This window comes from Pseudomonas sp. MWU16-30323 (assembly GCF_020515595.1).
GTDB classification, from domain to species: domain Bacteria; phylum Pseudomonadota; class Gammaproteobacteria; order Pseudomonadales; family Pseudomonadaceae; genus Aquipseudomonas; species Aquipseudomonas yamanorum.
The window spans coordinates 75,604-95,976 of record NZ_JAIWYM010000007.1; the positions used below are offsets into that span (position 1 = coordinate 75,604).

General features: G+C 62.4%; 17 protein-coding genes. 9 read left to right on the plus strand and 8 right to left on the minus strand.

What is annotated here, in order from left to right; all coding sequences use genetic code 11:
• Window positions 1-23: 23 nt before the first annotated feature.
• Both LIY45_RS11070 and LIY45_RS11075 read right to left on the minus strand, forming a co-directional pair.
• The gene (locus LIY45_RS11070) at window positions 24-731 is read right to left on the minus strand and encodes a YebC/PmpR family DNA-binding transcriptional regulator (RefSeq protein ID WP_226476334.1); all 708 of its coding nucleotides are present in this window, start codon (window positions 729-731) and stop codon (window positions 24-26) included.
• A gap of 109 nt (window positions 732-840) precedes the next feature.
• Window positions 841-2,154 (minus strand): MFS transporter, encoded by a 1,314-nt coding sequence (locus tag LIY45_RS11075; protein ID WP_226476335.1) that lies wholly within the window; start codon window positions 2,152-2,154, stop codon window positions 841-843.
• A 266-nt stretch (window positions 2,155-2,420) separates the two neighbouring features.
• On the opposite strand from LIY45_RS11075, the gene LIY45_RS11080 reads away from it, so the two are divergent.
• On the plus strand, window positions 2,421-3,293 hold the full coding sequence (locus LIY45_RS11080; RefSeq protein WP_003212428.1) for a LysR substrate-binding domain-containing protein: 873 nt from the start codon (window positions 2,421-2,423) through the stop codon (window positions 3,291-3,293).
• 126 nt (window positions 3,294-3,419) lie between these two features.
• On the opposite strand, the gene LIY45_RS11085 is transcribed toward LIY45_RS11080, so the two are convergent.
• Window positions 3,420-4,277 (minus strand): LysR substrate-binding domain-containing protein, encoded by an 858-nt coding sequence (locus LIY45_RS11085; protein WP_226476336.1) that lies wholly within the window; start codon window positions 4,275-4,277, stop codon window positions 3,420-3,422.
• 112 nt (window positions 4,278-4,389) lie between these two features.
• Here LIY45_RS11085 and LIY45_RS11090 point away from each other — a divergent pair, with 112 nt between their 5' ends.
• The 3 genes from LIY45_RS11090 (at window position 4,390) to LIY45_RS11100 (ending at window position 7,038) form a co-directional block, all read left to right on the plus strand.
• Complete coding sequence (locus tag LIY45_RS11090; protein WP_226476337.1) at window positions 4,390-5,499, plus strand: 2-aminoethylphosphonate--pyruvate transaminase; 1,110 nt, start codon at window positions 4,390-4,392, stop codon at window positions 5,497-5,499.
• A 27-nt stretch (window positions 5,500-5,526) separates the two neighbouring features.
• The gene (gene phnX, locus LIY45_RS11095) at window positions 5,527-6,354 is read left to right on the plus strand and encodes a phosphonoacetaldehyde hydrolase (protein WP_226476338.1); all 828 of its coding nucleotides are present in this window, start codon (window positions 5,527-5,529) and stop codon (window positions 6,352-6,354) included.
• 123 nt (window positions 6,355-6,477) lie between these two features.
• A complete protein-coding gene (locus LIY45_RS11100) occupies window positions 6,478-7,038 on the plus strand; it encodes a cytochrome b (RefSeq protein ID WP_226476339.1) in 561 nt (186 codons plus the stop codon).
• On the opposite strand, the gene LIY45_RS11105 is transcribed toward LIY45_RS11100, so the two are convergent.
• Together LIY45_RS11105 and LIY45_RS11110 are read right to left on the minus strand one after the other, a co-directional pair.
• The gene (locus LIY45_RS11105; protein ID WP_226476340.1) at window positions 7,032-7,925 is read right to left on the minus strand and encodes a 1-aminocyclopropane-1-carboxylate deaminase; all 894 of its coding nucleotides are present in this window, start codon (window positions 7,923-7,925) and stop codon (window positions 7,032-7,034) included. The two genes, LIY45_RS11100 and LIY45_RS11105, sit on opposite strands and share 7 nt — an antisense overlap.
• A gap of 57 nt (window positions 7,926-7,982) precedes the next feature.
• A complete protein-coding gene (locus tag LIY45_RS11110) occupies window positions 7,983-10,022 on the minus strand; it encodes an NADPH-dependent 2,4-dienoyl-CoA reductase (RefSeq protein WP_226476341.1) in 2,040 nt (679 codons plus the stop codon).
• A 211-nt stretch (window positions 10,023-10,233) separates the two neighbouring features.
• Between LIY45_RS11110 and LIY45_RS11115 the strand changes: the two genes are divergently transcribed.
• The 3 genes from LIY45_RS11115 to LIY45_RS11125 all read left to right on the plus strand — a co-directional run bounded on the left by LIY45_RS11115 (window position 10,234) and on the right by LIY45_RS11125 (window position 13,723).
• The gene (locus LIY45_RS11115; RefSeq protein ID WP_226476342.1) at window positions 10,234-11,364 is read left to right on the plus strand and encodes a carbon-nitrogen hydrolase family protein; all 1,131 of its coding nucleotides are present in this window, start codon (window positions 10,234-10,236) and stop codon (window positions 11,362-11,364) included.
• Window positions 11,365-11,368: 4 nt separating this feature from the next.
• A complete protein-coding gene (locus LIY45_RS11120) occupies window positions 11,369-12,403 on the plus strand; it encodes an AraC family transcriptional regulator (protein ID WP_226476343.1) in 1,035 nt (344 codons plus the stop codon).
• 300 nt (window positions 12,404-12,703) lie between these two features.
• The gene (locus LIY45_RS11125; RefSeq protein WP_226476344.1) at window positions 12,704-13,723 is read left to right on the plus strand and encodes a pyruvate dehydrogenase; all 1,020 of its coding nucleotides are present in this window, start codon (window positions 12,704-12,706) and stop codon (window positions 13,721-13,723) included.
• 144 nt (window positions 13,724-13,867) lie between these two features.
• Here LIY45_RS11125 and LIY45_RS11130 read toward each other — a convergent pair whose 3' ends face one another.
• Window positions 13,868-14,338 (minus strand): MarR family transcriptional regulator, encoded by a 471-nt coding sequence (locus LIY45_RS11130; protein WP_226476345.1) that lies wholly within the window; start codon window positions 14,336-14,338, stop codon window positions 13,868-13,870.
• A gap of 146 nt (window positions 14,339-14,484) precedes the next feature.
• Here LIY45_RS11130 and aceE point away from each other — a divergent pair, with 146 nt between their 5' ends.
• Window positions 14,485-17,154, plus strand: coding sequence for a pyruvate dehydrogenase (acetyl-transferring), homodimeric type (aceE, locus tag LIY45_RS11135; RefSeq protein WP_226476346.1), 2,670 nt, complete (start codon window positions 14,485-14,487; stop codon window positions 17,152-17,154).
• On the opposite strand, the gene LIY45_RS11140 is transcribed toward aceE, so the two are convergent.
• A complete protein-coding gene (locus tag LIY45_RS11140; RefSeq protein ID WP_226476347.1) occupies window positions 17,155-17,997 on the minus strand; it encodes a DUF2242 domain-containing protein in 843 nt (280 codons plus the stop codon).
• Window positions 17,998-18,086: 89 nt separating this feature from the next.
• Window positions 18,087-18,986, minus strand: coding sequence for a LysR family transcriptional regulator (locus LIY45_RS11145; protein ID WP_017476938.1), 900 nt, complete (start codon window positions 18,984-18,986; stop codon window positions 18,087-18,089).
• 128 nt (window positions 18,987-19,114) lie between these two features.
• Here LIY45_RS11145 and LIY45_RS11150 point away from each other — a divergent pair, with 128 nt between their 5' ends.
• Window positions 19,115-20,293 carry an MFS transporter gene (locus tag LIY45_RS11150; protein ID WP_226476348.1) on the plus strand — a complete coding sequence of 393 codons (1,179 nt, stop codon included), beginning with the start codon at window positions 19,115-19,117 and terminating at the stop codon, window positions 20,291-20,293.
• Window positions 20,294-20,373: the final 80 nt, after the last annotated feature.

Sequence of the window (20,373 nt, forward strand, 5' to 3'; positions counted from 1 at the left end):
ATCGAGTTCACATCAAATGAGCGTTAACCCGCCAACCCGACGAACATATCCTGCACGTCATCATGGTTGTCCAAGCCTTCCAGGAAGGCTTCGACTTCAGCCATCTGCTCATCACTCAAACCGCTCACCGGGTTCTTCGCGATGTAGCCCAGCTTGGCCGACAACACGGTGAAACCCTGGTCCGGCAAGGCTTTCTGCACGGCGTCCAGGTCTGTGGTCTCGGTGATGAACAGGGTGGTGCCCTCTTCTTCGCCTTCTTCGAAATCCTGGGCACCGGCTTCAATCGCGGCCATTTCCGGATCGGCGTCCGGGCTGTCCGGCGACGCTTCGATCAGGCCCACATGGTTGAAGTCCCAGGCCACAGAGCCCGAAGCACCCAGTTGCCCCTTGCGGAACGCCACACGGATTTCCGCCACGGTGCGGTTGATGTTGTCGGTCACGCATTCAACGATCAGCGGCACCTGGTGTGGGGCAAAACCTTCGTAGGTCACGCGGTGGTATTGCACGGTCTCACCGAGCAGACCGGCGCCTTTCTTGATCGCGCGTTCCAGGGTTTCCTTGGGCATCGAGGCCTTTTTGGCCTGCTCCACCACCAGGCGCAAATGTGCGTTGGTGGCGGTGTCGGCACCGTTGCGGGCGGCAATGGTGATTTCTTTCACCAGCTTGCCGAAGATCTTGCCCTTGGCATTGGATGCCGCTTCTTTATGTTTGACTTTCCACTGTGCGCCCATGACTCACTCTCTTCTGTCCATCGCGCCGAGACGTCTACTGGCCGGCGCTTTGGGGGCAGAGTTTATAGCGCTGAAACACTCTAATCCACCAAAAAACCGGCCATGCCCCTCAGGTACGCAAGGGATTGATGGCGCGCTCACGGTCGGGCACAAAGTCCCCCACCTGTGCCAATACCGCCGGCCTGGCGTTCCAGTAGGGCATCAACACCAGCGAGGAAAACAGCGCGGCGCCGGCAAACACGATAAACACCGTGACGGTGTCGAAGTAGCCCGGCAACAAGCCGCCGAGTACTGCCCCCACCGAACCGCAGCCGTTGACGAACCCCGCCGCCGTCGCGCCGGCCTTGGCGGTGCCGAAGTCGATGGCGGCGGTGCTGCTGATCATCGAGTCCGGCCCGTACAGGGTCAGGCCCATCACAAACAGCAATGCCATCACCAGCACCACGCTGCCGGTGTGCAAGGCGCCCATGAACAACGCCAGGGCCACCGTCAGCGCCAACAGGCTGAGGACACAGGCCGGCATGCGCCGGGCGCCGAACAGTTTGTCGGACGCCATGCCGATCATGATCGGCCCCAGCAACCCCGCCAGCTCGAAGGCCGTGGGCACAATCGCTGCGCCGACCTTGCCCACCGACGGCATCTGCTCATACACAATCACCGGCCCCCACAACAGGATGGCGTAGCGTGCCGGCTTCAACAGGAAGTACGCCAGTCCCAGGGTCAACACCGTGCGGTTGCGCAAGATGGCCCGCAACGGCTCCAGCACACTCGCGTTCTTTTCGGCGACAGTCTGCTCCGGCTCGGGCTCCACCGCCGGCAACCCCACATCCTGTGGCGTGTTGCGCTGGAAAATGAAGAACAGCACCGCGACCACGGCGACGACGGCCGCACTGGAGATAAACGCCGCATGCCAGGTGCCGATCAGCGTATACGCCCACCAGCCGGCAAACGGTGACGCCACCAGGCCGCCAAAGGCGTAGCACGAACTCCATAACCCCAGCACCCGCCCACGCTGCTGCGCCGGGAAGAAACTGCCAAGGTTCTTGCACAGCCCCGACCAGCCGGTGGACTGGGCCAGGCCCTGGATCAACATGCAGGTGACAAAGATCGGCAAGGTGGCAAACGTGCCCATCACCAGGGCGGCGGCGGCGGAAATCAGCAACCCGCCGAGTACCACCACACGGGGCCCGAAACGGTCGGCAAGCATGCCCCAGGTGAACTGGCCAACGGCGTAGGCCGCCAGGTAGATGCCATCCAGGTTGGCCATCATCATCTTGTCCAACGGGAAACTCGGGTCGTCGACGATCCCCAGTTTGGCCACCGAAAAAGCTTTGCGGGTGAAATAGAAGGCCGCGTACGCCAGCCAGGTGATGGCGAAAATCTGCACGCGCCAACGCTTGATGTGACTCAAGGGAGTATTCATGGTGGTTCTGACCTCGGGTGTGAGTGTGCCGGCAGAATGAAAAGCAAACGCCTGTATTTTTATTGTTGAGCACTGCAGTACCGGCGCTTGGAAGGGCGCGGTATTGGTCAGATGAGTCCCGCTGGTGAGCACGCAGAAGACCCATGGCCGCCGAAGGTGTAGGACTCGACCTACGGCGACTGGGGCTATCAAAGCAATGGCTGACTAATAGGTAAAATCGATTTATCGTATTTCAAATATAAGCTGAGCTTGTAAGAGGATTCGCGATGTCGGTGTCCCACGCCCAACTCAAAGCCTTCCATGCAGTGGCCGTCCACGGCAGCTTCACCCACGCCGCCGAACGCTTGTTCCTCAGCCAGCCGGCCATTTCCGACCAGGTGCGCAAACTCGAAGAACGCTTCGGCGTGCTGCTGTTTCATCGCAACAAACGCTCGGTGCGGTTGACCGACCTTGGCGAGCGCCTGTTGAGCATCACCCAGCGCTTGTTTGCGGTCGCGGCGGAGGCCGAAGAACTGTTGCAGGATTCCCGGGCCTTGCAAACCGGCACCCTGACACTCGCGGTGGATGCGCCCGTGCATGTGCTGCCGCAGATCGCGCGCTTTTGCCAGCTGTACCCGGGCATCAGCGTGAAGATCGAAACCGGCAACACCGATGAATCGCTGTTTCGCCTCTACAACTACCAGGCCGACCTGGCGCTGCTGGGGCGCGATGTGGACGACGAACGGCTGCTGTCATTGCCATTGCCGGATGATCAATTGCTCGCGTTTGTCGCCCGCAACCATCCCTGGGCGGGCCGTGAGTCGATCTGCCTGGCGGACCTGGACGATACGCCGCTGGTGTTGCGGGAAATCGGCTCGGTGACCCGCCAGACCCTGGAGCAGGAAATGCATCAGGCCGGGCTGCGGATTCGCCCGGCGATCCAGGTGGAAGGCCGGGAAGCCGCGCGGGAGGCGGTGGTGGTGGGGATTGGCGTGGGGGTGGTGTCTGCCGCGGAGTTTGGGGCGGACTCACGGGTGTACGCGATGCCGATCCGCGACTGTACCCAGCGGATGAAGGAAACACTGGTGTGCTTGAAAGAGCAGAGTTCGCGGCGGGTGGTGGCGACTTTTCTGGAGATTGTGCGGGAAAGTTTGCGCTGAACTCAGGGGCCCCATCGCGGGCAAGCCCGGCTCCCACAGTTGACCGAGTTGTTCTGGAATACGCGGTCTAATGTGGGAGCCGGGCTTGCCCGCGATGGCGCCAACTCGGTCTTCAGCCAACCCCATTCAGGGCGCCAACTCGAAAAACGCCTGAATCAACCGCAACTCCCGCCGCCGCTCCATGCACCCGATCACATGCCGGTTCACCAGCCCGTCGCCCTGGATCGGAATCGCATGCACCCGCGGATCCCGGCTGACTTCCATCGACGACACCACCCCAACCCCCAACTCCGCCGCCACTGCTTCCGTCACCGCCTCACGGCTGTCCAGCTCCAGCAACACCTTGGGCTGCACCCCGGCCTGGGCGCAGGCTTCGTCGAAGGTGCGCCGGGTGATCGAGCTGGGCTCACGCAACACCATGATTACCTGATCCAACTGCTCCAGCCGAATCCCCGCAGGCTCCGCCAACCACGGGTGGCCCGCAGGCACCAACGCGCAAATCCGCGACTCGATCAACGGCTGCAAGTGCAGGCCTTTGCGCGTCTCCACCTCCGTCAACACCGCCACATCGGCGCGCTCCGACAGCAACGCCGCGAGGGTTTCCTGAGCGTTGCCCAAGCGCAAATTGACCGTAATCCCCGGATACCGCTGCCGCAGGCTGGCCAGCATCGGCATGACCATGTGCGGCCCGTCCGCCGCCACTTCCAGGCGCCCGGTAAGCAGTTGCCGGTTGGCCTCCAGCAACGTCTGCGCCTCCTCCACCAGGCCGAAGATCGCCCGGGTGATCGCCGCGAGCTTGGTGCCCTCCTCGGTCAACTCCACCCGCCGCGCGGTACGCCGCAGCAGGGCAATCTGGTAGTGCTCCTCCAGCGCCTTGATATGCCCGGTCACCGCCGGCTGGCTGATAAACAGGCGCTCGGCCGCCCGGGTAAAACTGCCCTCGCGGGCTACGGCATCAAACGCACGCAGTTGAAACAGGTTCATAGCTATCGGCCTCACTGATAGCTCGCATAACAACAAACAATTTGATTGATGACAAGCCAAACTGCAATTTAGGCGCCGTAACTTCATCCCATTGTTTTGCGAGGACACACGAATGAGCACTGCCGCGCCGATCCTGCTGACCCCCGGGCCCTTGACCACCTCGGCCCGCACCCGCGAGGCCATGATGGTCGACTGGGGTTCGTGGGATGACCGCTTCAACCAACTGACCGCCAGCCTCTGCGAGCAACTGCTGGTGATCGTCAACGGCACCGCCAGCCACCATTGCGTGCCGTTGCAAGGCAGCGGCACCTTTGCCGTGGAAGCGGCCATCGGCACCCTGGTGCCACGGGACGGCAAGGTGCTGGTGCTGATCAACGGCGCCTACGGCAAGCGCCTGGCGAAGATCTGCGAAGTGCTCGGCCGCTCGTTCAGCACCTTTGAAACCGCCGAAGACGAACCCACCACCGCCGCCGACGTCGACCGCCTGCTGCACGCCGACAAGGGCATCACCCACGTCGCACTGATCCATTGCGAAACCAGCACCGGGATTCTCAACCCGCTGCCCGAGATCGCCCAGGTCATCGCCCGCCACGGCAAGCGCCTGATCATCGACGCCATGAGCTCCTTCGGCGCGCTGCCGATCGATGCCCGTGAAGTGCCGTTCGACGCGCTGATCGCCGCCTCCGGCAAGTGCCTGGAAGGCGTACCGGGGATGGGTTTTGTGTTCGCTGAAAAGCAGGCGCTGGCCGCTGCCCAGGGCAACTGCCATTCCCTGGCGATGGACCTGTTCGACCAGCACAGCTACATGGCCAAGACCGGCCAGTGGCGCTTCACCCCGCCAACCCACGTGGTGGCGGCGCTGCACGAAGCGCTGCTGCAATACAACGAAGAAGGCGGCCTGCCCGCCCGGCATCAGCGCTACGCCAACAACTGCCAGGCGCTGCTGGACGGCATGGCCGAACTGGGCCTGCGCAGTTTCCTGCCTGCGGCGATCCAGGCGCCGATCATCGTCACCTTCCATGCGCCAAAAGACCCACGCTACCAGTTCAAGGCGTTCTACGAGCGGGTCAAGGCCAAGGGTTTCATCCTCTATCCCGGCAAATTGACCCAGGTGGAAACCTTCCGCGTGGGCTGCATCGGCCATGTAAACCAGGCCGAGATGCAAGCCGCCGTCGCGGCGGTGGCCGAGGTGCTGCAAGAAATGAACGTGCTCGACATCTGACTGCCCACTACTCACAGGATCTGAACCATGAACTACGCAAACCCAACCCAGCTTCAAGCCGCGATCCTCGACTGGGCCGGCACTGTGGTCGATTTCGGCTCGTTCGCCCCCACGCAGATTTTTGTCGAAGCCTTCGCTGAATTCGACGTGCAGGTCTCCATCGAAGAAGCCCGTGGCCCGATGGGCATGGGCAAGTGGGACCACATCCGCACCCTGTGTGACCAGCCGCAAGTGGCCGAGCGCTATCGCAAGGCTTTTGGCCGCACACCGACTGACGATGACGTGACCGCCATCTACCAGCGTTTCATGCCGCTGCAGATCGAGAAAATCGCCGAGCACTCGGCGTTGATCCCCGGCGCCCTGGACACCATCGCCAACCTGCGCAAACAGGGGATCAAGATCGGCTCGTGCTCCGGCTACCCCAAGCAGGTGATGGACAAGGTGGTGGAACTGGCCGCCACCAACGGCTACATCGCCGACCACGTGGTCGCCACCGACGAAGTACCCAACGGCCGCCCATGGCCGGCCCAGGCCCTGGCCAACGTGATCGCCCTCGGGATTGATGATGTCGCGGCCTGCGTGAAGATCGACGACACCGTGCCGGGCATCCTCGAAGGCCGTCGCGCCGGAATGTGGACCGTGGCGCTGACCTGCTCAGGCAACGCCCTGGGCCTGACCTACGCGCAGTTCCGCGCCCTGGACGCTGGCACACTCGCCAGCGAACGCACGCGCATCGAGGCCATGTTCGAAGGCTCGCGCCCGCACTACATGATCGACACCATCATCGACCTGCCTGCGGTGATTGCCGACATCAACCAGCGTCTGGCACGGGGTGAAATGCCACAGGGCAACTGATCGAGATCAAAAGATCGCCTATACACCCTTCTCTCACGGGCAAACCTCGTAAAACAGGCTTACATTGAAAGGACTCCGTCGCGAAAGAACGGAGGTTTGCCCTGATGAGTGAGGAAGAAAGCGATGCCCTGGAAAAATTCCGATACGCGTTACAGCACCATGTCGATTGCGTTGCACTGGCTGATGGTGGTGCTGCTGGCGGTGGTCTACGCCTGCATTGAATTACGCGGGCAGTTTCCCAAAGGCAGCGGCGGCCGTACGTTGATTGTGGAAATGCACTTCATGTTCGGCCTGACCGTGTTTGTGCTGGTGTGGCTGCGGTTGTTCGCCCGCAGCCTGGGCGTGGCGCCGAAGATCGTACCGGCACCGCCGCAATGGCAATCCTTCCTGGCGACCCTGATGCACATGGCGTTGTATGCCTTGATGATCGGCATGCCCATCGCCGGCTGGTTAATTGTCAGCGCCGAGGGGCATTCGGTGATGTTCTACGGCATCGAGCTGCCGCCGTTGATTGCCGAAAACAAGGCGTTGGCCAAAGAGATTGAAAGCTGGCATGCGCTGTTCGGCAAGATCGGTTACTGGCTGATCGGGCTGCATGCGTTGGCGGGGTTGGGCCATCACTATGTGCTGCGGGACAATACTGCATTACGGATGATGCCCGGCAAGAGAGGGAACCTTCAGTAACGTTGGTATCCCCGGCGGCCTTGAAGGCCACCGGTGTGGACAAAGATCAGACGGGTGCCGGGGGGAAATCTCCCGGTTTCAATCTGCTGCTTCAACGCCAATAACGCCTTGCCGGTGTACAGCGGCTCCAGGGGCAGGCCACAGGCTTGCTCGGTGGCGTCGATAAAGGCCAGCAACTCCGGATCAACCTTGGCAAAGCCGCCCCGGCTGGCCTCCAGCAATTCATAACCCTCTTGCACAAGCGCCCGTACCTGCTGCGCCACGCCGTGGTCGTCGGGCACTGCCAGCGCGCCATATACCGGATGCGCGCCCGCCTCGGCCAATACCAATCCCGCCAGCGTGGTGCCGGTCCCCGCGGCCAGCCACCAACCGTGATAGTCCGCCCAGCCCAGGCCGCTTAACTGCGCCTGCGCCTGACTGACCAGCACCCCGCAGCCCAAGGCACCGGCCAAGCCACCACCGCCCTCAGGCACCGGGTGCAGGTGCGGATACTGCTCGCGCCAAGGCAGCCAGAAGTCCGGCTCGTTACGCGCGCGATAGCCGCCATACCCCAGCCAATGCAGCTGCATGCCAAAGGCGTTGAGATCGAGCACCGTGGGAGTGTCTTGCGGATGACCACGCAGCAAGCCAACGGTAGGAAAGCCGAAGCGTTTCCCGGCCGCCGCCAGAGCATGCAGATGATTGGAGTAAGCCCCGCCCAGGCTGATGATCCCGCTGGCACCCGCCGCCCGGCCTTGCGCCAGGTGTTCGGTGAGCTTGAACCACTTGTTGCCGCTGATCAGCGGGTCAATGCGATCCAGGCGCAGCACGGCGACGTCCACCGGCCCCATCCAGTCAAGCTTCAGGGGTTCAAGGGGCGCGTGGGGAAGCCAGTCGAAAGGACCCATAAAGGCAGGTCTGCACAAGAAAAGGGGCGGTAGTCTACCACCGCCCCTTTTGCGTGTTTACAGCTCGGCCGCCAGGCGCGAACCCTGGTTGATGGCGCGCTTGGCATCCAGCTCGGCCGCCACGTCAGCACCGCCGATCAGGTGCACGTTCTGCCCGGCCGCCACCAGGCCGTCCTGCAGTTCCCGCAGCGGGTCCTGGCCGGCACAGATCACGATATTGTCCACCGCCAGCACCTGCGGCTCACCTTCGGCGCCGATGCGGATGTGCAGGCCCTCATCGTCGATCTTCAGGTACTCGACGCTGTTGAGCATCTGCACCTGTTTGTTCTTCAAGCCGGTGCGATGAATCCAGCCGGTGGTCTTGCCCAGGCCGTCGCCGACCTTGGACGTCTTGCGCTGCAGCAGGAACACTTCACGCGCCGGCGCATGGCGCTCGGGCTTGATCCCGGCCACACCGCCGCGGGCTTCAAGGTGGGTATCGATGCCCCACTCTTTCCAGAACGCCTCGCGGTCCAGGCTGGTGGACACGCCCTGGTGCACGAGGAATTCCGACACGTCAAAACCGATACCGCCGGCACCGATCACCGCCACGCGATGGCCCACTGGCTTGCGCTCCAGGATCACGTCCAGGTAGCTCAGCACCTTGGCATTTTCCACGCCCGGGATGGCCGGTGTACGCGGCGCGATGCCGGTGGCGAGGATGATCTCGTCGTAACCGCCCGCAACAAGCTGCTCAACGTCGACCCGAGTGTTCAGGCACAGCTCGACGTGGGTGGTCTGCAACTTGCGCTTGAAGTAGCGCAGGGTCTCGAAGAACTCTTCCTTGCCCGGCACGCGCTTGGCGATGTTGAACTGGCCGCCGATCTCGCTGGCCGAATCGAACAGGGTCACCTGATGCCCGCGCTCGGCGGCAACGGTGGCGGCCGCCAGGCCCGCAGGACCGGCACCGACCACGGCGATTTTCTTGATCTGCTTGACCGGCAGGTAGTTGAGTTCGGTTTCGTAGCAGGCGCGCGGGTTGACCAGGCAGGTGGTCAGCTTGCCGCCGAAGGTGTGGTCCAGGCACGCCTGGTTGCAGCCGATGCAGGTGTTGATCTCATCGGCGCGGCCTTCGGCGGCCTTGTTGACGAAGTCCGGGTCGGCGAGGAATGGGCGGGCCATCGAGACCATGTCGGCGTCGCCTTCGGCCAGGATCTGCTCAGCGACTTCCGGGGTGTTGATCCGATTGGTGGTGATCAACGGAATCTGCACCGCACCGCGCAACTTGGCGGTGACCTTGCTGAACGCACCGCGTGGCACTTTGGTAGCGATGGTCGGGATCCGCGCTTCGTGCCAGCCGATGCCGGTGTTGATGAGCGTTGCACCGGCCTGCTCGATGGCCTTGGCCAACTGCACGATTTCTGCCCAGGTGCTGCCGCCTTCCACCAGGTCGAGCATCGACAGGCGGAAGATGATAATGAAATTCAGGCCTACGGCTTCGCGCACCCGGCGCACGATTTCCACCGGCAGGCGCATGCGATTTTCATAGCTGCCACCCCAGCGGTCGGTGCGATGGTTGGTGTGAGCGGCGAGGAACTGATTAATGAAGTAGCCTTCGGAGCCCATGATCTCCACGCCGTCGTACTCGGCGACCTGGGCCAGCAGCGAGCAGGTGACGAAATCGCTGATCTGCTTTTCGATGCCTTCTTCGTCCAGTTCTTTGGGCTTGAACGGGTTGATCGGCGCCTGGATCGCGCTCGGTGCCACCTGTTTCGGGCTATAGGCATAACGCCCGGCGTGGAGGATCTGCATGCAGATCTTGCCGCCGGCCTCGTGTACGGCTTTCGTGACGATCTTGTGCTTTTGCGCCTCTTCGTCGGTGGTCAGCTTGGCTGCACCGCCATACACCCCGCCTTCATCGTTCGGGCCAATGCCGCCGGTGACCATCAGGCCCACGCCGCCACGGGCGCGCTCGGCAAAATAGGCCGCCATGCGCTCGAAGCCGCCGGGTTTCTCTTCAAGGCCGGTGTGCATCGAGCCCATCAGGGTGCGGTTACGCAGGGTGGTAAAACCCAGGTCCAACGGGGCCAGCAGGTGCGGGTAGGCAGCAGCGGTCATGGTACAGCTCCACAACGGATCATCACGGGACGTGGAGCGCTCGAACGGCACTCCATCGGTTTATGTCCCACAGACTAAGAGGCTGCCGGTTGCCGCTCAATGACTGTAACTGACAAGTTATTGATCCAAATGCGCAGCGCCCCTTGGCAACTGCGTACATGAGCCCTACCCTAGGTACCGAACCCTGCACCCGGTCCGTTGTCTTTTTCCCATGCGTAAACTTCTTGGCTTCACCCTCATCATGGCCTTGGTCGCCGCCATTTCCGCCTATCTGGTCTGGACCCAGGAGCGTCCCGTGGGCCATTACCTGTCCGACCTGCGGATCAGCCTGGCCGTCGACCAGGGCGTGCCCGCCGACCGCGGTAACCTGCTGGGCATCCAGCCGGAACTGTTCCCCGCCGATTACCAGAGCCTGGAACGCCTGCACCTGAAGCTGGCGGCCTATCTGCAAAAGGCCCGCGACCAGGGCTTGATCAACGACAAGACCATCGTGGTGCTGCCGGAACATATCGGCACCTGGCTGATGGTCAGCGGCGAAAAGAACGAGCTGTATCAGGCCACCAACCTCAAGGACGCGATGAACTGGCTGTCGGCGAGCAACCCGCTGCTGTTCCTGCGGGCATTGATCAGCGCCAAGGGTGATGACCGTATCGACGACGCCTACCTGCGCATGAAGGCTCCGGCCATGGCCCGCGACTATCAAGTACTGTTCGGCGGCCTGGCCAAGGAATTCGGCGTGACCCTGGTGGCCGGCTCCATTGCCCTGCCCAACCCGAGCGTCAGCCAGGGCCAGCTGCAGATCGGCCATGGCGCGCTGTACAACACCAGCGTGGTATTCGACCGTGATGGCTTGGCGGTGGGCCAGCCACAACGCCAGCTGTATCCGATTTTCGATGAGCGCGGTTTTATCGAACCCGGCGACGAAAACACCGTCAGCGTGGTCGACACCCCGGCCGGGCGCCTGGGCATCCTGATCGGCAGCGACAGCTGGTACCCGGACAATTACCGCAAGCTCAACGAGCAAGGCGCCCAATTGGTGGCCGTACCAGCCTTCGTCATTGGCCGCGAGACCTGGGACAAGCCGTGGCGCGGCTTCAAAAGCGTGTCGACGCCGCCGGAGATCAGCCTCAAGCCCGAAGAACTCAGCGAAGGCGAAGCCTGGCACCGCCTGACCCTGATCAGCCAACAACCCATCAGCCAGGCCACCGCCGGCATGAGCGTGTTCCTGCGCGGGCAGTTCTTTGACATGGGCAGCGCCGGGCAAAGCTTCCTCAGCAGCAACGGCCAAGTGTTCGCCGACGGCAATGCCCGTGGCGCGCGCCTGCTGAACGTGTGGCTGTAGCACGATGAAACCGGTGCGGCTTGGGGATTTGTCGGTGGGCTTCGTCCACACCTTGGCCGATGCGATCCACAGCCATGGCCTGGACCCGCAACCGTTGCTGCTGCAATACGGCCTTGACCCGGCCCGCCTGGCCGAGGCCGGCGCACGCTTGTCGATCCCGCGCTATATGCGCCTGGGCCACGCCGCCATCCAGCTGACCGGCGACGCCAGTCTGGGGCTGCGCATGGGCCAGCTCAGCCGCTTGAGCCAGGCTGGCCTCGCCGGTGTCACCGCCGCCCAGGCCCCCACCGTGCGCGAAGCCGCCCGCACCCTGACACGTTTTGAAGCCTTGTACGGCTCCAACTATCGCGGCCAGTCGAGCTTTCACGAGGATACGGACGGGGCCTGGCTACGCTTCTATTCCATCAGCCCGTACAACGCCTATAACCGCTTTGTGGTGGACTCGATCATCGCCGGGTGGCTGCATCAGTTGTCGAGCCTGAGCCTGAAACCGGTGCAGGCGCAGCGCATCGAAATCGAATTCGAGGCACCCGACTATAGCGAGCGCTACAGCGTGCTGGGGGACTGCCCGATCCAGTTTGGCGCCGAGCACAATCAACTGCGCCTGAGCCAGCAAACCCTGGCCATGCGCAACCCGGAACATTGCCCGAGTACCTGGCAATTACTGGTGCAATTGTGTGAACGGGAACTGGAGCAGTTGACGCGCACCCGCAGCCTGCGCGAGCGCATTACCCGGTTACTCGGGCCGATGCTCAATGGTGGCCGGGAACCCGACCTGGAAGAAGTGGCGTCACGCTTGAAACTGCCGACCTGGACCTTGCGGCGCAAGCTGGCGGAAGAAGGGACTCAGTTCCGGGCGATTCTCAATGACACTCGCCGCGACCTGGCCATGACCTACATTCGCGATACCGAACTGGCGTTCGGTGAAATTGCCTATTTGCTCGGCTTTGCTTCAGCGGAAGCCTTTCAACGCGCCTTCAAGCGCTGGAACAGCCAGACCCCAGGGGAATTTCGCCGCAGTCAGCGGCATTCCGCCTGACGTCTGTCTTACAGCTCGGTGGCATCATCGGCCGGATCCAGCGGATCCAGTTCAAAAGCCTGGTACTCCAACAGTTCTTCCTGGTATTCGTCCATGGTTGACTCCTTGTTTTATGAAAAGGGGTTGCTTAATGACCTGCACAACCAGGCTAAAGTGCCGCCATGACGAAAAAATGTCCGTGGCATGACGTTCCTGCACTTCAAGATAAAACGTAGCAGTGTTGCGCTGATTTAGCCGAATGAATTTTAGATGCAACTGCAATCATTGCAATTGCAATCACAAGCAGAATTCCATTAGGGTATGGGCACCCGTTGCCAAGCGACCCTGCTCATGACTGCCAGCACCGAACGCTCTGCCCTGATCTGTATCGACGCCTTGAATGCAATGCAGCAGCCCCGCTGTTCGCCCCTGTATAGCGTGATGACCATGGCCAACACCCTGGAGTCCAGCCGCCAGGCGTGGGTGATTCGCGGCCAGTCGCGCTCGCGCCGGGTGGTGAGCTGGCCCACCTGGTTTGCGCGCAACACCGGGGAAAAGCCCATGCTGTACCTGCACACGGCCGCGTCATCAGCCCAGTTGCGCGCGCTGTCCAGGGAGACCCGCCAGCGGGGCATCTTGTGCAACGACAATGAAACCCGGCCCTCCCCGTCACTGCCCTTGTGGTTGGCCAGCAACCCCCACTGCACACCTTATGACCCGGCCTCCGGCGAGGAAGCGCGGGCGATTGTGCTGGCGGCTTTGCAGGCGCTGTATGTCGACGGCGAGCCGGGGTTTTATTACCTGGCACTGCACGATCAACACGACGGGCCAGGGCTGAGCCCGCAGGACCGTGACCATGCGCTCAGGGGCATGTACCGGGTCCGGCGGTCATACACGAGCGAATTGAGGGTGCGGTTGCTGGGCGCGGGTCGAGCGTTTGAAGAAGTCGTGCACGCCGCGCAGTTACTCGAAACGGATTGGAACGTCGAGGCGCAACTGTGGAGTTGCCCCAGCTACACACGGCTGGCCCGCGAGGCGGAGGCGGCGCAACGCTGGAACCGCCTGCACCCGCTGGCACCGAAGCGCAGTTGTCATCTGAGGGATTGCCTGGCTGGGGATGGCGCGCCGGTGGTCGCGGTTACCGGCTATCCGCAGCCCATCGTTGACCCGTTGGCGGGGCATGTCGACGCGCGGTTTGTAGCCTTGGGCGCGGGCTCGGTGGAAACGTCACCACCCAGTCGATATTGGATCGCGGTGCTGGCATTGAAGGCGCTGGCGGATGACGGCCGTATCGACGCAGAACAGGTGGAAACCGCCCTGCGTCGGTATCACCTGAAATGACGATCTGTCATCCATCACAGATCAAATGTGGGAGCGGGCTTGCTCGCGAAGGCGGTGTGTCTGCTGATATTTCTTTTGCTGACACACCGCTTTCGCGAGCAAGCCCGCTCCCACACTGGATCTTCGTCGCCTGGCGTCTTTGCTTCAGGTCTTACGCCGCCCACGGGTCTGCACGCCCGCCTCCATCGCCAGCCCCGCCGTGCGTTCCAGCGCCTCGGCAAAGCCCCGGCGTTGCTCGCTGTCGAGCTGCGACAGAAACAACTCTTCCACGCTGCTTTCGTAGATTTTCCACATCTTTTTGCGCAACACCCGGCCCGCGTCGGTGATTGAGACAAAGGCAGCACGCCCGTCACCGTCGGAGCGCGAACGCACCACCAGGCCGTCCTTTTCCAGACGGTCCACCAGGCGCGTCAAGTTGTAGCGCTCGATGGCCAGCACATCGGCCAGTTCGTGCATGCGCCGGGTGCCCTCGGGGCCACTTTCCAGGCCCCACAAAGCGTCGTACCAGGCATACGGCGGCAGACCGGCATCGGCCAGGCGCCGTTCGATTTCACGGATAACCGTCCTGTGGGCCCGAACAAAACGAAACCAGACATCAGGCTCTTTCGACGACATGCAACACCAATCCGGGGAATTTCAAGAAGGTTGCAATAGTAGCTCATCCCGCGCTAGATTCAGTCATGTAGTTGCAATTGCAACTACATTCGCAAAGCTCCCACAAGGAGCCCACACGCTGAAACCCGTCCACCCTGGAGCCTGACATGACCCCGAACACCGCAGTACGCCTCGACGACGATCCACAGGAAACCCGCGAATGGCTGGAGTCCATCGAATCGGTGCTGACCACCGAAGGCCGCCCGCGTGCGCATTACCTGATCGACCAGTTGCTGGATTTCGATGTGGCGCGGCATGGCGACTTCTACGGGCGGGTGACCACGCCTTACGTCAATACCATCCCGGTGGACCGTCAGTTGCCCTACCCCGGCAACCTGGCCACCGAGCGCCGATTGAATGCGTTTATCCGCTGGAACGCGATGGCCATGGTGCTGCGCGCCGGCAAACATTCCGGGGTGGGTGGGCATATCGCGACCTACGCGTCGGCTGCCGTGCTGTATGACGTAGGCTTTGACCACTTCTTCCGTGGCCGAACCGACAGTTTCGATGGCGACCTGGTGTACATCCAGGGCCACTCGGCACCGGGCATTTACGGGCGGGCGTACCTCGAAGGCCGAATCAGCGAAGCGCAACTGGACAACTTCCGCCGGGAGGCCGGTGGCGACGGTTTATCGTCCTATCCACACCCTCGCCTCATGCCGGAATTCTGGCAATTTCCTACGGTGTCCATGGGTCTCGGGCCGATTACCGCCGCCTACCAGGCTCGCTTCATGCGCTACCTGGAGTTCCGCGACCTCAAGCAGCACCAGGGCCGCAAGGTGTGGGCGTTCCTCGGTGATGGCGAGATGGATCAACCGGAATCCCTGGCGGCCATCTCACTTGCAGGGCGCGAGAAACTCGACAACCTGATCTTCGTGGTCAACTGCAACCTGCAACGCCTGGATGGCCCGGTGCGCGGCAATGCCAAGGTGATCCAGGAATTCGAAAGCCTGTACCGCGCCGCCGGCTGGAACGTGATCAAGGTGATCTGGGGCGGCGGTTGGGATGCGTTGCTGGAAAAGGACAAAAGCGGCTTGCTGCGCCAGCGCATGATGGAATGTGTGGACGGCGACTATCAGAACTACAAATCGCAAAACGGCGCCTACGTGCGGGAACACTTCTTCGGCAAATATCCCGAGTTGCTGGCGCTGGTGGCGGACATGTCCGACGACGATATCTGGAAACTCTCACGGGGCGGCCATGACCCGGACAAGGTCTACAACGCCTATGCCGCCGCAGTGCGCCACAGCGGCCAGCCGACGGTGATCCTGGCGAAAACCGTCAAGGGCTTTGGCATGGGCGAGGCCGGCGAAGGCCAGAACATCAACCACCAGTTGAAAAAGATGGGGGCTGAAGCCGTCAAAGCCTTCCGCGATCGCTTCGGACTGGAAGTGGCCGACGATCAACTGACCGAAATCCCGTATCTCAAACCGGCCGCCGACAGTGAAGAAGCACGCTATTTCGCCGCTCGCCGCCAGTCGCTGGGGGGTTACGTACCGGCTCGCCACAGCGCGGTCGAGTCGTTGAAGATCCCCGAACTGGAAGCCTTTGCCACCCAACTCAAGGACACTGGCGAGCGCGCGATTTCCACCACCATGGCCTTCGTGCGCATCCTCGGCACGCTGCTCAAGGACCCGAACCTGGGCAAGTTGATCGTGCCCATTGTGCCGGACGAGTCCCGCACTTTCGGCATGGAAAGCCTGTTCCGCCAGATCGGCATTCACTCTGCGGTCGGCCAGCTTTACACCCCACAGGATGCCGGCCAGCTGTCCTACTACAAGGAAAGCAAGGACGGACAGATCATGCAGGAAGGCCTGAATGAATCCGGCGCCATTTCCTCGTGGATCGCCGCGAGTACGTCCTACGCCAACCACGGGTTGATGACCGTGCCGTTCTATATCTTCTATTCGATGTTCGGTTTCCAGCGAGTCGGCGACCTGGCCTGGGCCGCAGGCGATGCGCGGGCGCGGGGCTTCCTGCTGGGGGCGACCGCCGGACGCACCACACTGATGGGCGAAGGCCTGCAGCATGACGATGGCCACAGCCATGTGCTGTCCTCGGTGATCCCGTGCTGCATTTCCTATGACCCGACCTTTGCCTTCGAACTGGCAGTGATCATTCGCGAAGGCATGCGCCGGATGTACGTCGAGCAAGAGGACATTTACTACTACATTACCCTGCTCAACGAAAACTACCCGCACCCGGCGATGCCCGACGGTGTCGAGGATGGGATTCTCAAGGGCATGTATCGGTTGAAGGCGGCTGAAGACACCGCGCAACCCCGGGTACAGCTGATGGGCAGCGGTTCGATCCTGCGGGAAGTCATCGCCGCTGCTGATTTGCTGCGGGATGACTTCGCCGTGGCCAGCGACGTGTGGAGCGTCACCAGCCTTACCGAGCTGCGCCGGGAAGGCCATGCCGTGGAGCGCTGGAACCTGCTGCACCCGGAGAGCCAACCGCGTGCCAGCTATGTCGAGCAATGCCTTGAGGACCAGGCCGGGCCCGTGGTGGTTGCCACCGACTACATGAAAATCTTTGCCGACCAGATCCGCCCGTTCGTGCCGGGCCGGCGCTTTGTAGCGCTGGGCACTGATGGCTTCGGGCAATCGGATACCCGCGAAACCTTGCGCGAGTTCTTTGAGGTGGACCGTTACTTCATTGCACTGGCGGCCTTGAAGGCGCTGGCGGATGACGGCCTGATCAGCCGCGCCAAGGTGGCGGAGGCGATCAGCCGCTACGGGATCAACGTCGACAAGGCCAACCCCGTAGCGGTGTAGTTACTGCGCAGGCGTCGGCAGGGGCGGAATCGCTTCGGTTGGCGCCGGCAGCGTCGGGCTGGTTGCCTCTGGCGCTGTTGCCGGGGTTTCCTTGGGAGCAATCGGCGCAGGTTCTGCCGGCGGTACAACCGGCTCCGATGCCGCAGGCACCACCGCCGGCGTCACCGGGGCTGCCGGTGTGGCCGGCGCTTCTTTGGGCAGTTCTTTCGGGGTTTCCTTAGGCGCCTCAACCTTATCGGCCGCCGGAGCTGCCTTCGGTTCCGGAATGCCGAGGTCCGCCTTGGGCTTCTCTGGAATATGCGCAGCCTTTTTCACTTCCTGGGGCAGGAAAACATCCACCAGCGCGAAATAACGCTCATAGAACTTTGGCGCAGACACCGTCTCGCTGGCCACCTTGACCATCGAATCATCGGTGGAGCCAATCGGCATCGACACCGAGCCCAACACCCCCACACCGAGGCTCGCGGAGTTATTGACCTTCTTCAGCGCGTAGCGGTCCTGCAAGGCGTTGGCGAACATGGTCGAGTGATGATTGCCACTGCCATCGTCGGCACATACCACGTTGAAGCTGATCTGCAGGTGAGTTTCGCCGGTCTGCTGGAAGCTCTTGTTACCCGCCACCAGCTTTGGATCGCTGCTGGTAATGATGTAACCCTGGCTCAACAGCGCACGCCGCGCCGCTTCGCAGGCCGCGGTGTCACTGACCGGGTAATCACGGGAAAACGTACCGGAGTCGTCGAAATTCTCATGTTCATAAATAGCGGTCTTGGGTGACGAGCAGCCCGCAGCGCCCGCCAGCACCAGCGCCAACCCGAGGCTACGCAAGTGAAATGATGTCGACATCGAAAATCCTGAGGAAAACAGTCAGGGCGGTATTGTGCAACAGAACGTGGCCTTGGCGCGCGAATTCCTGTCGGTAAAACGTCACAGCCTTACGGGACGGTGTCTGCAGGAAAAAGCCGCTCGCCCATATGGTCGATAAACACGCGCAATTTGGCCGAGGCATGGCGACTTGATGGCCAGAGCATCCAGAAGCTGCCGCTGTGGTCCAGGTAATAGTCCAGTACCCGTTGCAACCGGCCCTGCTCCACCGATTCGCGGACCATGAAGTCCGGCAGGCAGGCGATCCCCAGGCCTGCATGGGCCACATGCATCAGTGATTCGATGGTGGTGGAGACCAGCGGCGCTCGCAGGACCGGCTCCGGCAGGCCCGGTTCCGGGCGCAGTGGCCAGGCTTCCAGCTTGCCGGTGGCGCAGAACTTGTGGCGCAGGCAGGCGTGGTCGTTCAAGTCCCGGGGCTGGCGCGGCGTGCCATGCAAGCGCAGGTATTCCGGGGAGGCCACCAGCACCAGGCGGTAATACCCGAGATGGCGTGCCATCAAGCGTGAATCCTCGGGTTTGCCGGTGCGGATCACCGCGTCGAAGCCTTCCTCGATCACGTCCACCATGCGGTCGGAGAAGTCCACGTCCAGCTCGATCTCGGGATAGGCCCGCATGAAATCCGTCAGCACTGGCATCAACAGGCCGCGCACTTGGGGCAGGCTCACACGCAGCTTGCCTTTGGGTGTGGCGGATGCCTGACTCAGCTCCTGTTCTGCGGCCTCGACTTCCGCCAGGATCCGTCGGGAGCGTTCGAGAAACAGCGCGCCCTCGCTGGTCAACGTGATGCTGCGGGTGCTGCGATGGAACAGCCGCACACCCAGGCGCTCTTCGATGCGCGCGATGCTTTTGCCAATCGCCGAGGACGACACCCCCAGCAGGCGCCCGGCCTCGGTAAAGCTGCGGGTCTCCGCCACCTGCACAAACACTGAAATACTGCCGAGGCTGTCCATCGTCTCGCTCCTGAGCGATTGCGGACGTTGGCGTCCGATAAGTTCGGAACCTTAGCCTGTTTTTCTCCAGCGTGCAGCACCCTACTCTGGCTCCCTGCCCTTTCGTTTGCGACCCGGAGCCAATAAACATGAGTGACAGCGCCTTACCCTCCTCGCCCCTTGCGGCGAGCCCCGAACGCCTGCCCCTGGGCGGTCTGCTGGCATTGGCTACCGCCGGCTTCATCACCATCCTCACCGAAGCCATGCCAGCGGGCCTGCTCCCGCAAATGGGCGCTGGCCTTGGGGTGTCCGACGCCTTGGTGGGCCAGTTGGTGACCCTTTACGCCCTTGGTTCGCTGCTGGCCGCGATTCCCCTGACCATCGCCACCCGGGGCTGGCGCAGGCGGCCGTTGCTGATGATTGCCATCGGCGGGTTTGCCTTGGTCAACAGTGTGACGGCGTTTTCCAGCGATTACCTGCTGACCCTGGTGGCGAGGTTCTTCGCCGGGGTGTTCGCGGGATTGCTTTGGGCGCTGCTCGCCGGTTACGCCAGCCGCATGGTCGCACCGCACTTGCAAGGCCGGGCGATTGCCGTGGCCATGCTCGGCGCGCCATTGGCGCTGTCGCTCGGCGTGCCAGCCGGGACATTCCTGGGCACCACGGTAGGCTGGCGCCTGAGCTTTGCGATCATGACCGGCCTGACGGTTGTGCTGCTGGCCTGGGTGCGCTGGCAGATCCCGGACTTTGCCGGGCAACGAGCGGAAAAACGCCTGGGACTGCGTCAGGTGCTGGCACTGCCGGGGATCCGTCCGGTGCTGTTTGTGACCTTCACCTACGTGCTGGCCCATAACATTCTCTACACCTATATCGCGCCGTTCCTGGTACCCGCCGGGATGGCAGCGGACATCGATCAGGTGCTGCTGGTGTTTGGCCTGGCAGCACTGCTGGGCATCTGGATGGTCGGCGCGCTGATTGATCAACGGCTGCGGGCCTTATTGGTGATCAGTTGCGGGATGTTCGCACTCTCAGCATTGACGCTGGCGTTCTGGATGACCTCGCCGGCCGTGATCTACACCACGGTGGCGTTATGGGGGCTGGCGTTTGGCGGCCTCCCGGCATTGCTGCAAACGGCGCTGGCCAAGTCGGCCGGAGATTCAGCCGATGCCGCGCAGTCGATGCTGGTGACGGTATGGAACCTGGGCATCGCCGGCGGTGGGCTGCTCGGCGGCATGTTGCTGCAAGGTTGGGGAGTGACATCGTTTCCATGGGCAGTCGCCGCGTTGGTCGTGCTGGCCCTGATGGCAACGTTGCGTTTAGCCGATGTTTAAACGAAACGTGACGTAATGTTTCTTAACTCTTATGATCGCACCGGGTGCGCTGCTGCATACGGCACAGCGCAGGTTAAAGG